The sequence below is a fragment of the Lysinibacillus sphaericus genome (assembly GCF_002982115.1).
Classification (GTDB): domain Bacteria; phylum Bacillota; class Bacilli; order Bacillales_A; family Planococcaceae; genus Lysinibacillus; species Lysinibacillus sphaericus.
This window is the reverse complement of record NZ_CP019980.1, coordinates 3831100-3844934: the sequence shown is the minus strand read 5'-3', so window position 1 is coordinate 3844934 and position 13835 is coordinate 3831100. Positions and strand designations below refer to the sequence as shown.

At 38.2% G+C, this 13835-nt stretch carries 10 protein-coding genes; 9 read left to right on the top strand and 1 reads right to left on the bottom strand.

Annotated features, from left to right (window positions below; all coding sequences use genetic code 11):
* The first annotated feature begins 59 nt into the window (after positions 1–59).
* Genes LS41612_RS18960 through LS41612_RS18950 form a run of 3 tightly spaced genes read left to right on the top strand, consistent with a single transcriptional unit; the run spans position 60 to position 5825 of the window.
* On the top strand, positions 60–1637 hold the full coding sequence (locus LS41612_RS18960; RefSeq protein WP_024362254.1) for a Ppx/GppA family phosphatase: 1578 nt from the start codon (positions 60–62) through the stop codon (positions 1635–1637).
* On the top strand, positions 1603–3759 hold the full coding sequence (locus tag LS41612_RS18955; protein WP_024362253.1) for an RNA degradosome polyphosphate kinase: 2157 nt from the start codon (positions 1603–1605) through the stop codon (positions 3757–3759). The genes LS41612_RS18960 and LS41612_RS18955 overlap by 35 nt, the downstream gene beginning before the upstream one ends.
* A 53-nt stretch (positions 3760–3812) precedes the next feature.
* Positions 3813–5825: an EAL domain-containing protein gene (locus tag LS41612_RS18950; protein WP_024362252.1), complete on the top strand. Its 2013-nt coding sequence runs from the start codon at positions 3813–3815 to the stop codon at positions 5823–5825.
* 630 nt (positions 5826–6455) lie between these two features.
* Here LS41612_RS18950 and LS41612_RS18940 read toward each other — a convergent pair.
* Positions 6456–7061: a TetR/AcrR family transcriptional regulator gene (locus tag LS41612_RS18940; RefSeq protein WP_024362250.1), complete on the bottom strand. Its 606-nt coding sequence runs from the start codon at positions 7059–7061 to the stop codon at positions 6456–6458.
* Between the two features lie 235 nt (positions 7062–7296).
* On the opposite strand from LS41612_RS18940, the gene LS41612_RS18935 reads away from it, so the two are divergent.
* From LS41612_RS18935 to LS41612_RS18910, 6 genes are all read left to right on the top strand, one after another.
* Positions 7297–8190, top strand: a complete 894-nt coding sequence (locus LS41612_RS18935; protein ID WP_024362249.1) for an NAD(P)-dependent oxidoreductase — start codon at positions 7297–7299, stop codon at positions 8188–8190.
* A gap of 15 nt (positions 8191–8205) precedes the next feature.
* Positions 8206–9723, top strand: a complete 1518-nt coding sequence (locus tag LS41612_RS18930; RefSeq protein ID WP_024362248.1) for a CoA-acylating methylmalonate-semialdehyde dehydrogenase — start codon at positions 8206–8208, stop codon at positions 9721–9723.
* Between the two features lie 253 nt (positions 9724–9976).
* A complete protein-coding gene (locus tag LS41612_RS18925; RefSeq protein WP_024362247.1) occupies positions 9977–11293 on the top strand; it encodes a GntP family permease in 1317 nt (438 codons plus the stop codon).
* 15 nt (positions 11294–11308) lie between these two features.
* Positions 11309–12070 carry a 3-hydroxybutyrate dehydrogenase gene (locus tag LS41612_RS18920; RefSeq protein WP_029747191.1) on the top strand — a complete coding sequence of 254 codons (762 nt, stop codon included), beginning with the start codon at positions 11309–11311 and terminating at the stop codon, positions 12068–12070.
* A 17-nt stretch (positions 12071–12087) separates the two neighbouring features.
* Positions 12088–13272: an iron-containing alcohol dehydrogenase gene (locus tag LS41612_RS18915; RefSeq protein WP_024362245.1), complete on the top strand. Its 1185-nt coding sequence runs from the start codon at positions 12088–12090 to the stop codon at positions 13270–13272.
* Positions 13273–13503: 231 nt separating this feature from the next.
* Positions 13504–13833 (top strand): PadR family transcriptional regulator, encoded by a 330-nt coding sequence (locus tag LS41612_RS18910; RefSeq protein ID WP_024362244.1) that lies wholly within the window; start codon positions 13504–13506, stop codon positions 13831–13833.
* Positions 13834–13835: the final 2 nt, after the last annotated feature.

Below are 13835 nucleotides of genomic sequence, written 5' to 3'. Positions count from 1 at the left end.
TGCTTTTAACACAAAATAAAAAGACCACCACCTATTGTCCTGTGAAGGAAGTGAATTATTTGGATGAATTAAAAACGGCCATTATTGATATCGGCTCGAATACAATACGATTGGTACTATATCAGTATGATAATGAAGAAGGTCTTCGAGAACTTGGAAATATAAAAACGGTTGCGCGTTTACGAACATATTTGCAACCGTCAGGAGCCATGTCCGAAGAAGGTATTCGAGTACTAACAGAAACGTTGTTAACATTTAAAGCAATGCTTGATGATTTTGAAATTGTCGATGTGAAAGCAGCTGCAACAGCCGCCATTCGTCAAGCGACGAATAGAGACCAGATTATTGCTTTAATGAAGGAGAAAACGGGCGTACAGATTGAGCTTTTGTCTGAAGAGGAAGAGGCGTATTTCGGTTATGTTGCTGTAGCCCATTCAATCGGTACTCTGTCTGCTGTAACGATTGACATGGGGGGAGGAAGTACAGAAATAACATTATTTAAAAATAAGGAACTAGTTGAATCATTTAGTTTTCCTTTTGGAACGGTGTCATTAAAGCAACGTTTCGTAAAGGGTGACATTATGAATAGTGGTGAGAAGAAAGAACTGGTTGCTTTTGTTAAGGAGCAGTTCAAATCACTACCTTGGATTCAACAAGTGGGATTACCGATTATTGCAATTGGGGGCAGTGCGAGAAATATCGCGCAAGTTCATCAGCAACGACAGCAATATCCTATTGCGAGTGTGCATGGCTATGAAATATCTAAAGAAGATTTAGATCAGCTTGGTGCGTTTTTAGGAAATTTAAGTTTTCAAGAACTAAAACATTTGGATGGGTTATCAACGGATCGTGCTGATATTATTGTACCCGCATTAGAAGTGTTCCGCGTACTTATGGAAATTGTAGGTAGTGAGGTCTTCCAGTTAACGAAAAAAGGTTTACGGGAAGGGCTGATTATCCATCGTATTTTACAAGAAGATGAAGATGCTTTTGACAAATATAATGTCTTTGAGGGAAACGCTAGAAAATTAGCTCGACAATATGGACGTTCAGAGGGAGAAGTTGATTATTTAATGCATTTAGCAGATCAACTTTATCGTGCGTGTTGCCATTTGAATTATTTACAATTTGATGAAAATGATTTGCAGTTACTAAGAAAGGCAGCAAAGATTTTTAATATTGGGGAATATATTGAGTTAAGCTCCGCTAGTCAACATACGTTTTATTTAATTGCCAATCAATCAATTGATGGTTTGAATCATAAAGAGCGTCTAAAATTAGCACTTTTAGCTTCATATAAAAATAAAGATTATTTTGAACGATTTGCGGCTCCTTTTACCGAATGGATGAGTCGTGAAGAGTATCGCAAAATGCGCGAATTCGGCACGTTGTTAAAATTTGTCTATGCATTAAATGTTTCAAAAAGAAATATTGTACATGCGATTGAAATGCAACCTTTAGACAATTATGTTCAGCTTAACGTATACGTCAAAAAAAATGCTGCTGCTGAAAAATATCAAGCAAATCGGCATAAGAAACATCTAGAACGTGCTCTAAAGATACCAATAAAAGTAAACTTCATTGAAGAAGGGTGGAACCAAGATGACAACAGAAGTAACAAACAATCGATTACATGAAGAAGAATTTTCAGAATCACATAGCCGTTTACTAGAAGAAATAGCAAAACCTCAATATTATAATAACCGCGAACTAAGCTGGTTAGCGTTTAATGAACGTGTATTAGAAGAAGCAGAGGATATCAATAATCCTCTGCTAGAACGCCTGAAGTTTTTAGCGATTTTTAGCTCCAATTTAGATGAATTTTTCATGGTGCGTGTGGCAGGACTTCAGGACCAAGTGCGTGCAGGCTTCCATAAGGCTGAGAATAAGTCAGGCTTAACACCAAAAGAGCAATTAGCGAAAATTGCTGAACGTACGCAAGCTTTAGTGCGCAGACAAACAGAAGTATATCGTCACTTAATCTACGATTTACTACCACAGCACAATGTACATATTGCAGACATGAAAGATTTAAATAGTACGCAAAAGGCGTTTATCAATGAAATGTTTGCTGAAACCATTTTCCCAGTTTTAACACCTGTAGCAGTAGATGCTTATCGACCATTTCCAACCTTGCTTGGTAAAACATTAAATATACTTGTCCTATTGGAACAAGATGAGACAGATTTAGAAAGCCGTGAAAAGGTTGCCATAGTGCAAGTACCATCTGTTTTGGATCGCTATATTAAAGTGCCTTCTGCTGAGGGTGAGACAGTGATTGTTCTACTTGAAGATGTTATTGTCGCTCATATCGAAAAGCTTTTCTATGGCTACAGTGTGAAATCGGCACAGGCTTTCCGTCTAACACGTAATGCAGATTTAACGATTCATGAGGAAGGTGCCCGTGATTTACTGGTAGAAATTGAAAAAGAGCTTAAAAAACGTAAATGGGGTGTTGGCAGCCGCCTAGAAGTACGTGTAGGGGAAATGAATGATGAGGTACTTGCATACTTACTAGAAGAATTTGAAATCGAGGAGACAGATGTTTTTCATATTGACGGTCCGCTCGATTTAACATTTATGTTCTCATTTGTAAAAGGTATAGCTGTTGGACGGGAGCATTTAGAGTATGAAAGCTTTATTCCACAGCCACCTTTAGATTTACAGTCAGATGAAAATATTTTTGAAAAAGCATTGCAACAGGACATTTTTTTCCATCATCCATATGAATCATTTGCACCGATAGTGGACTTTATTTCAGAGGCTGCTGTTAATCCGAATGTACTGGCAATCAAGCAAACACTTTATCGAGTTAGTGGGAATTCTCCAATTATACAAGCATTAAAACTCGCAGCTGAAAACGGTAAACAAGTGACTGTTTTAGTAGAGTTAAAAGCACGTTTTGATGAAGAAAATAATGTGCATTGGGCAAAACAACTAGAGCAAGCAGGCTGTCTTGTTATTTATGGTATGAATAATTTAAAAACGCATTCCAAAATAACATTAGTTGTAAGTCGTCGTAATGGCAAGATTGAACGTTTTGTTCATCTTGGAACAGGAAATTATAATGATGCAACTGCAAAAATTTATACAGATATGGGCATCATAACATCAGACAAGGAATTTGGAATTGATGCCACGAACTTTTTTAATTATTTAAGCGGCTATACGGAAAAACCTACATTTAATCATTTAGTCGTTGCACCATTTGATATTCGCGATGAATTTATTCGTTTAATGGATGAGGAAATAAGCTGTCATAAGAAATACGGAAATGGATTTATTCGTGCCAAAATGAATTCATTGACGGATAAGGATTTAATGATGAAGCTTTACGAAGCATCTATTGCTGGTGTAAAAGTCGAGCTTATTATACGGGGGATTTGCTGCATACGCCCAGGTATTCCAGGCATTAGCGAAAATATAACCGTTACAAGTATTGTTGGCAGGTTCCTTGAACATTCACGCATCTATTGGTTCCATCATAATGGTGAGAATAAGGTGTACTTATCCTCAGCAGATATGATGACCCGGAATATGATTAAACGCGTTGAAATTCTTTTCCCTGTCTATTCAATTGAAGCAAAAGCTCGTATTATGGATATTATGAATAAACAACTTGAGGATACAGCAAAGGCTCGTATCCAAGATTCCAATGGGAAATATCATTACAAAGAATTTGATCGCAGCGAAGACCCTATTAATAGTCAAGAAATTTTCTTAAAGGATGCTCTAAAGCCTACGCTAGATGAGGAATAAATAATAAGCGTCTTAGACGACTAGAGTAAACACGCTACCTAGAGAGGGATATAATGAAAAAATATAGAAAGAATGTAGCGCAATTCACAAACTATCGACAGTTGGCACTGCTTAATCCGTTCGATGCAGTAGTATGCTTAAAACAAGCTGATGATGGGGATTTTGAAATCGTTTATTATAACGACAAACTACCATTAGCTATAGCGTTGCAGGATGAGAAAGCAACGACAGCAAAGCAATTTTTTAACAAGCAATGTTGGCAACAATTATGGAAGATAATACAACAGGAATTTAACATTGCTCGTAAGATTGCGCTTTATTCAGAGACTGAGCAAATGCAAAAATCGTTTGCCGTAAGTGTACAGCAAATAGAGCCATCTATAATAGCTGTTATTTTACGTGAGGAACAGCGTGATACGAAGCCATATTTGCAATTTGTTGAACAACATGTATGTCCAATATTAACGACTGATTTACAAGGTCGTATTGTTCATCAAAATGTTACCGCTACGTCTTTATTGTCGAGAGAACATCACAGCCTTATAGGACTTGATATTTTTTCATTATTAGAGTGTAACTATGTAAACGAAGTCCAATTATTATTTGCTAAAACGATTGAAGGCGCTACATTGGATATGCCAAAATGTTTATTTAAGGGTAACCTACTAAGTAATGAACCATTTTATTTGCGTACACATCCAACATATTTTAATGGTGAAATAATTGGGGTACATTTTTTCGTTAGAGACGCGAACTTATTTAAGAGTTATCATGATTCCTTTTACTATTTAGCCTTAACGGATGAATTGACTGGTATTTGGAATCGAAAAGCTATTAAAGAGCATTGGCTACAACATTTGAATGATAAGCAAAGTGAACATCAACAAGCAACCATTCTTTTAGTCGATATTGACCGTTTTAAAAAATTTAATGAGTCTCTTGGTGAAAGTAAGGGTGACGAACTTTTGCGAATGTTTTGTCATAGGCTTCGTGAATTTTGTTACGCGCAATGCTCGCTCTATCGCTATAATAGTGATGAATTTATTTTTATTTTAAAAGATGCCACTATAGACAAAATAGAGCAATTGGCGAATGCCATTTTAGATTCGTTAAAACAGCCATTTATGATTGATGATCAGGAGTATTTTATTAGTGTTTCCATTGGTATTTCTTTAAGCCCAGCAGATGGTAAGGATTTGGAGACTCTCGTACGAAAGGCTGATCAAGCTTTATTCTCTGCTAAAGAGCACGGACGTTCACATTACCGCTATTATCGTGAAGATATGACAAATGTTTTTCCAAATGAGGCATTGATGGAGGCACATTTAAGACGGGCCATTGAATTTAATGAACTAAGTATTCATCTACAACCACAGATGAATTTAAACGATAATAGCATTAATAGCTTTGAGGCGTTATTACGATGGAATAATCGGAAATTTGGCTTTGTATCCCCTGCACAGTTTATACCGATTGCTGAAGCAACAGGCTTAATTGTAGAAATTGGTGATTGGATTATTAATGAAGTTTGTCGCTATCAAAAGGAATGGCGTGCCAAGGGCTATCGTCCAGTCAGGATTGCCATCAATATATCGCCCAAACAATTTAGAAAAGAAAACTTTGCTCGTAAAATTAAAGCAACGTTGAAAAAATATAATGTATCGCCACATTTAATTGAAGTGGAAATTACCGAAAGTTCTATGACGAATGTGCATGAAACATTTTCAATTTTAACGGAGTTAAAGCAGCTAGGTGTTTATGTGTCGGTTGATGATTTTGGTACGGGCTATTCTTCACTTAGCTATTTGAAACGTTATCCAATCGATATCATTAAAATTGACCAATCGTTTATTGCGGATATCGAAAAGGATGATAAAAATGAGGCAATTATTAAAGCCATCATTTCGATGTCTCATAATTTAGGGCTTGAAGTAATTGCAGAAGGAATAGAGGAGCCATCACAAGTAGCGTTTTTAAAGCGTCATCGTTGTCAAAAAGGACAAGGGTACTTATATAATAAACCATTACCTGTTGAAACGATTGTGGCCCAATATTTTGTAGGATAATAAAGCAAGTTATCGCGAAGCAGAGCGTTTATCTCCATGGTAGAAATACTTGAGCGGAGTGGAGAGAAATACCCGCGGAGCAAAGTGAAATACCCGCGGAGCAGAGTGATACCCGCGTAGCAGAGTGAAATATCCGCGGAGCAAAGTGATACCCTCGGAGCAAGGTGAAATACCCGCGGAGCAGAGCGAAATATCCGCGAAGCAAAGTGAAATACCCCCGAAGCAGAGCGAAATATCCGCGAAGCAGAGCGAAATATCCGCGGAGCAAAGTGAAATACCCGCGAAGCAGAGCGAAGTACCCGCGGAGCAGAGTGAAATACCCGCGAAACGGAGTGAAATACCCGCGGAGCAGAGTGATACCCGCGAAACGGAGTGGAATACCCGCGGAGCAGAGCGAAATACCCGCGAAACGGAGTGAAATATCCGCGAAGCAGAGTGATACCCGCGGAGCAGAGTGATATCCGCGAAGCAGAGCGAAATATCCGCGGAGCAGAGCGAAATACCCGGGGAGCAGAGCGAAATACCCGCGTAGCAAAGTGAAATATCCGCGGAGCGGAGTGAAACAGACAAAAGGCATCAAGAAAATCTTTTTCTTGATGCCTTTACTATTGCTTTTCTAAGCAAATTAACTTATTTCTTTAATCCGTTTAAAACAACTGCTGTAAAATGTGCCATCTGCGCAACTAAATCAAATTCCTCATTATGAATTAACCAATCATAAACATTGGCTCTCATGCAACGCTGTATAATTTGTTGCATTTGTACCGCTTGTAAATCGTTAACAAACTCTCCTTGTTGAATACCCTCTTCAATATAAGTGTTAATAATTTGAAAGATTTTGCGCTGAGGACTAATTAAATAATGATTTTGTTCTACTTGATTCGTCATGGCAGCCGTATACACTGTTCTCAATAAATCTTTGCCAACCACGTTTGTTAAATACAACATTTGCTCCTTATAAAGCAAAAGAATTTTCTCACTTGCTGACAATGATTGATCAATATTTTTTTCGACAGTACTGTAAAAGCTATCAAGCTCCTCAAATTTTTCCAAAATAACATCGTATTTGGATGGGAAATGGGTATAGAAAGTGCCCTTGGAGACTTTACATGCTTTCGTAATTTGTTCAACAGATACATGTTCAAATCCATGTTTATTAAATAAATCTAAAGAAGTTTTCAGTAATTTTTCTCGAGTTTCTAATGCCTTTTTTTGGCGAGTAGTTAACGAATTCATGCCCATCTGCCTCCGTAATTAAAATATCCTATAATAATAATTGCAATATTTATTCAGAAAATAGAAAATTTTTTGATTGACGAGTGATATTAAGTTTGTTTATGATTTAAATGACCACAGTCAGTGACCGCGGTCATTAAGGGTATCTCGTTATTAATGTTACGATAAAAACGTAAAGTTGGCTAGTGGATCAGTTAGCTTATTTACGCAATTCATGGGAAATGGGGGAGCTCAAATGAAAGACAAGTTAGGTTTTATCGGCTTAGGCAATATGGGGTTACCAATGTCCATTAATTTACTTCGTGCAGGTTATGAAGTGTATGGCTTTGACACGAATGCGAAAGCAATGGAACAATTCATTGCAGAAGGTGGTAATGGTTTAGCAACATCGCAAGCCGTTGTAAAGCAAAGCGAAGTAATTATGACCAGCTTGCCAACACCACAAGTTGTTGAACATGTCTACACATCAGAAGATGGGATTTTGCAACATGCTAAGCAAGGAAGTTTACTAATAGACTTTAGCACTGTAAATCCTGAATTAAATGATTCGTTACATAAAAAGGCGCAATCATTAGGGTTACGTTATTTAGGAGCTCCAGTAAGTGGAGGTGTTATTGGTGCTATCAATGCTACGTTAACAATTATGATAGGTGGAGAAGAAAAGGATTACCAAAGTGGCGTTGGAATTTTCGAAATAGTAGGAAAAAACATTTTCCATCTTGGCACATCTCCGAGTGTAGGGACACGTATTAAATTACTGAACAATTTAATGATTGGCTTTTATACGCAAGCTGTTGCAGAAACGATTGTACTTGGAGAAAGTATGGGAGTGGCAGCAGATACGCTCTATGAAGTATTAAGTAATAGTTATGGTCAAAGTCGGATTTATGAGCGTAATTATTTAGAATACATGAAAAATGAAAATTATGAACCTGGCTTTTCTACGAATCTATTACTAAAAGATTTAAGATTGGCAAAAAATATGGCTGATGAAGCAGGTGTGCCCCTTCTAATTGGTGAACAACTGGTCAATCTGTACAATGATATATCAGCAGAAGGCTTTGGTGAAAACGACATGTCTGCTGCTTATTTAAGTCTCAAAGAAAAGTGCATGATGAAACAAAATTAAAGGAGGAAAACAGTTATGACAACAGCACAACAAGTAAAAACATTAACACATTTTATTGGTGGGGAAATGATTGAGGGAAAAAGTGGTCGTTACGGTTCAGTTTATAATCCTACAACAGGTGATGTTATTGCAAAAGTACCGCTAGCAACAGTAGAAGAGACACGTGAGGCAATTGTCAAAGCACAGGCCGCCTTTCCAAAATGGCGTGATACGTCAGTAGCTAAACGTGCAGAGGTAGTATTAAAATTTCGCAATCTAGTGACAGATAATATGGAAGAATTATTACAAATTATTTGTACGGAAAGTGGTAAAACGATTGATGATGCGAGAGGTGAAATTACACGAGGCTTAGAATCCGTCGATTTAGCAATTGGGGCTCCTCATTTAGTAAAGGGCGAATACTCTGTAAATGTTGGTGGTCAAATTAATGCCTACTCTGCTAAATATCCGCTAGGTGTGGTAGCGGCAATTTCGCCATTTAACTTCCCTATTATGGTGCCATTAGCGCAAACAAGTATGGCGATTGCTGTAGGGAACGCAGTTGTTTTAAAGGCTTCAGAGAGAGTACCAATGACCGCGTTATATGTAAGTGAGTTATGGAAAAAAGCTGGTTTACCAGATGGCATTTGGACAGTCGTAAATGGCGATAAAGATGCGGTTAATGAGCTATTAGAAAACCCAATTGTGCAAGCGATTTCATTTGTAGGTTCTACGCCTGTTGCTAAATATATTTATGAAACTGGCTCAAAATATGGGAAACGTGTCACTGCTTTAGGTGGTGGTAAAAATAATATGGTCGTAATGCCTGATGCAGACCTTGAGCAAGTGGCAAATGCATTTATTGGAGCGGCCTATGGAGCAGCTTCTCAGCGTTGTATGGCCATTTCAACAATCATGCCAGTGGGCGAAGAAACCGCAGATTGTTTAGTAGCCATCTTAAAAGAAAAAATTGCAGCATTAAAAGTAGGGTCTTATACGGAGAAAGATACTGATTTTGGCCCGGTTATTTCACAGCAATCAAAAGAAGCGATTCTTGCTGCAATTCATAAAGGAGAAGCAGAAGGGGCGACTGTTGTTTGTGATGGACGTGAGCTAGCGATTGTAAACGAATCAAAAGGCTTCTTTGTCGGTCCAACATTATTAGATCATGTAACACCAGGAATGGAAATTTATGAGCAAGAAGTATTTGGTCCTGCTCGCAATGTAGTGCGTGTTGATTCGTTAGAGGAGGCAATACAGCTAATTAACGAGCATGAGCTTGGTAATGGTGTTACAATTTTTACCAATGATGGACTTGCAGCACGTAAATTTACTACAGAAATTGATGTGGGGATGGTAGGGGTGAATGTACCAATTCCTATTCCAGTTGGTTACCATAACTTTGCAGGATTTAAAGGCTCTCGATTTGGAGAAGGGCATATGTTTGGCCCAGATCAGGCACGTTTCTTTACGAAAACAAAAACAATATCAGAGCGTTGGGTGACGAATACTGAAACAGCATCTACATTTGCATTTCCAAGTAATAATGATTAATGACATAGAGAGCCTTAACGTATGTTAAAGACCACAGGCGGATGCTAAAAAAGTAATCGGTGCTAGCTAGCAGATAGTGTCCGTCTGTAGCCTAACATATTGTTTACACTGCTGTGTGTACAGAACGTTTTAAGAAGTAATGGAAGTCAAGTGACTAAGCGCAGAAACGATAGAAATGAAGGTATACAGGCACGCCATATAGCAATATAAGATGTAACTCTATAGCACTTTCTAAAAGATAGGTGGGATGTGGATGTTAGCGTATATTGGGCTTTTTGGAAGTTTAGTACTACTAGTCTATTTAACAATGAGGGGTGTCAATTTACTAATTTCAGCACCATTAACTGCTTTAATTGCAGCTTTAACAAATGGTCTTGCTTTCTTCCCACAAACTGCAAATGACAATCAAGCTAATTTCTTAACAAGTTATATGGATGGATTTACGGGCTTCGTTGGTTCTTGGTATTTAATGTTCATGGCAGGTGCCATTTTTGGCAAGGTAATGGAAGATACAGGTGCTGCTGATAGTGTTTCAAAATGGATTGTTGAAAAAATTGGGGTGAAGTATGCTACATATGCCGTAGTACTGGCAGCAGCTGTACTAACATATGGTGGTGTCTCAGTATTTATCGTAGCCTTCTCTGTTTATCCGATGGCGATTAGTTTATTTAAACAGGCGAATCTTCCAAGACGCTTTATTCCTGCGGCACTTGGTTTAGGTTCTGTAACGTTTACAATGACGTCAGCAGGCTCACCAGAAATCCAAAACTGGATTCCGATTCCCTATTTAGGAACAACGCCATATGCAGGTTGGCAGGTGAGTATTGTCGTTGCATTATTTATGGCGATCGGTGGAGCACTATGGTTGAATTGGATGATTAAACGGGCAGTGAAAAAAGGGGAGGTATTTATCGAACGTTCAACAGATCCTGTCGTTGACGAAACGCGTAAATTACCTAGTCCAATCTTAAGTTTAGTACCATTAGTAGTCGTTTTATTGATTTCGTTTATCTTCCATGACTCTCTTGGCACATCAGCTCTAATTGTTGCATTAACGAGCGGTTGTATTATGGCGTATTTAGTAAGCTATAAATATGCAAAATCAGTTAGTGCAACGTTAGCCGCAGGTGCAATGGGCGCTGTTGTAGCTATTGCAAATACAGCAGCAGTTGTAGGCTTTGGGGGCGTTGTAAAAGCTACACCATCATTTGTAGCAACTGTCGATGTGATGACAAATATCCCTGGCAATCCACTTATAGGGGGAGCTGTTGCAATCGCAGTAATAGCCGGTTTAACAGGTTCAGCTTCAGGTGGTCAAACAATTGCAATGCCACTATTAGCTCCTCACTATATTGATATGGGCGTTAATACGGAAGCATTACACCGCACAATAGCCATTGCATCTGGCTCGCTCGATTCATTACCACATGGTGGTTATGTAGTGACGACAATCAATTCTGTATGTAATGAAAAACATAAGGATGCCTATTTGCCTTTCGGTGCTTTAACCGTTATTATACCAATTATTGGGACTATCGTGGCGATCGTATTATTCTCACTTGGAATGTAGGAGGGATAGCAATTGATGGAAGGTAAAACAGTATTTATAACGGGCTCTGCTCGTGGAATTGGCCTATCTATTGCTCAAGCATTTGCTGAACAAGGAGCGAATGTTGTTATTTCAGATATAAATGAGCAACGATTAGCTGAGGTGGTAGCACAAAATCCACACTTAACAGCCTATACATGTGATGTCACGGATGAACAAGCTATTAGTGAGGCGATTGCTTTCACAGTTAGTAAATTTAATAGCATTGATATTTTGATTAATAACGCAGGATTTCAACATGTATCTTACATCGAAGATTTCCCCACAGAAGTCTTTGAACAAATGCAAAAAGTAATGCTTGTAGCGCCATTTATTACGATGAAATATGCCTTACCCCATATGAAGAAAAATAAATTTGGTCGTATTCTAAATATGGCATCGATAAACGGTGTTATTGGATTTGCTGGTAAAGCGGGTTACAACGCAGCAAAGCATGGCTTAATAGGATTAACAAAAGTCGCTGCACTTGAAGTAGCCAATGACGGTATTACGGTTAATGCCATCTGTCCAGGATATGTGGATACAGCATTAGTTCGTAATCAATTTACAGATTTAGCAAAGACACGTGGGATTCAAGTAGAAGAAGTGTTGGAGCAGGTGCTATATCCACTTGTCCCGCAAAAGCGCTTGCTTGATGTTTCAGAAATTACAGGGCTTGCACTTTATTTAGCGAGTGATGTGGCCAAAGGTTTAACAGGTCAGGCGATTGTATTAGATGGCGGTTATACTGCCCAATAATGGAGGAGCGATGCGTTATGATACAAACAAAAACAACTTTCACAGTAAATTCTCCTGCGACGATTGTTTATGGAAAAGATGCATTTGAAGAAGTAGGCGTATATGCCAAAAAACTAGGTTCGAAGGCACTTATCGTTAGCGATCCTATCATGGATGGATTAGGGTTTGTTAATCAGTGTAAGGCATTATTAACAGCGAATGGTTTGGAAGCGGTTTCATATTTAGGTGTAACAACTGAGCCAGTGGATACGTATGTAGCACAAGGTCTTAGTATTTTGCAAACAGAACAGTGTGATCTTATCATTTCTGTTGGGGGTGGAAGTTGTATCGATACAGCCAAAGCAATTGCTGTTGTAGCAACAAATGGTGGTTATATCGGCGATTATATGAAACTAGCGAAAATCGCCGAGCAATCACCTATCCCGCATATAGCTGTTCCAACAACAGCAGGCACAGGCTCTGAAGCAACAGATGCTACAGTGATTACCAACACGACGAATGATGTGAAAATGATGATAAAACAACCAGCTTTTATGCCACCAATTGCCATTGTCGATCCGATGCTAACGGTAACCTCTCCTCCAGCCATTACAGCGGCGACGGGTATTGATGCATTAAGCCACGCAATTGAAAGTTATTTGTCTCGTTTAGCACATCCTTATTCGAATGTGCTTGCGTTGTCAGCAATGGACTTAATTATTCATAATATTTTGAAGGTCTACGAGCAAGGGGACGATATTGATGCGCGAGAGGCGATGTCTTTAGGCTCAATGCAGGCAGGACTGTCGTTTTCCAATGCATCAGTTGCTTTAGTACATGGGATGTCACGTCCTATCGGTGCACTTTTTCATGTGCCTCATGGTATTTCCAATGCGATGTTACTACCAGCGGTATTAGAATTTACCAAGGATGCATGCGTGGAGCGCCTAGCAGATATAGGAAAATTTTTCAACGCAAAAGGACAGTATAGTACCCAAGAGGAACTAGCGACTTTAGCTATCGACTCAATAAAAGAATTATGTAAAAAGATGAATATTGGCAATTTACAGCAATGGGGTATTGAGGAGGATGCATTTTATGCGGCAATTCCGAAAATGGCAATCGATGCAATGGCAAGTGGTAGTCCTGCCAATAACCCTAAAGTGCCAACACAGGATGAGTTAATGGAGCTGTACAAGGTTGCTTATCATTATGAGTTTTAAATAGTATGAGACAGAGTGCCTTCCATTAAGCAAAAGAGGAAGGCGCTTTTCATTTGAGATAATGTTGTTGAAAAATAAAAATGAGTTGAAATTTCATAAAATAAGACATCATCTTAATGCTTGTGCCATTATTAGGCACTGTTCCATACTTTAATATAAACTAATTCTAATATGTATCAGTTGATTATATATATGATTGACACATATACTTGTATAAAATATAATTACCTTATGGATAATAAAAATAATAATACGCAATATCTTAAAGGTTTATTTGAAATTGCCATTTTAATGATGCTACAGAAAAAAACGATGTATGGCTATGAATTGACGAAAGAATTGAAAGAGAGCAAGTGTTTTTCGATTTCAGATGGTTCAATTTATCCAATATTAAAACGATTGACGGCGAATGATTATGTGGATGTATTTTCAGAAGAATACGAAGGAAGAATTAGAAAGTATTACCGTATTACAGATTTAGGAAAAGCATTAGTAGAAAATAGACTGAAGGAGTTAGAAACAATATTAAACTATTTTGAAGAAATTAAGGGGGTGGATTAGTC

Bases quoted from the DNA above. Each gene is read 5' to 3' on its own strand.
- LS41612_RS18955 (WP_024362253.1), top strand. From the start codon at position 1,603: ATGACAACAGAAGTAACAAACAATCGATTACATGAAGAAGAATTTTCA.
- LS41612_RS18950 (WP_024362252.1), top strand. From the start codon at position 3,813: ATGAAAAAATATAGAAAGAATGTAGCGCAATTCACAAACTATCGACAG.
- LS41612_RS18940 (WP_024362250.1), bottom strand. From the start codon at position 7,061: ATGAATTCGTTAACTACTCGCCAAAAAAAGGCATTAGAAACTCGAGAA.
- LS41612_RS18935 (WP_024362249.1), top strand. From the start codon at position 7,297: ATGAAAGACAAGTTAGGTTTTATCGGCTTAGGCAATATGGGGTTACCA.
- LS41612_RS18930 (WP_024362248.1), top strand. From the start codon at position 8,206: ATGACAACAGCACAACAAGTAAAAACATTAACACATTTTATTGGTGGG.
- LS41612_RS18925 (WP_024362247.1), top strand. From the start codon at position 9,977: ATGTTAGCGTATATTGGGCTTTTTGGAAGTTTAGTACTACTAGTCTAT.
- LS41612_RS18920 (WP_029747191.1), top strand. From the start codon at position 11,309: ATGGAAGGTAAAACAGTATTTATAACGGGCTCTGCTCGTGGAATTGGC.
- LS41612_RS18915 (WP_024362245.1), top strand. From the start codon at position 12,088: ATGATACAAACAAAAACAACTTTCACAGTAAATTCTCCTGCGACGATT.
- LS41612_RS18910 (WP_024362244.1), top strand. From the start codon at position 13,504: ATGGATAATAAAAATAATAATACGCAATATCTTAAAGGTTTATTTGAA.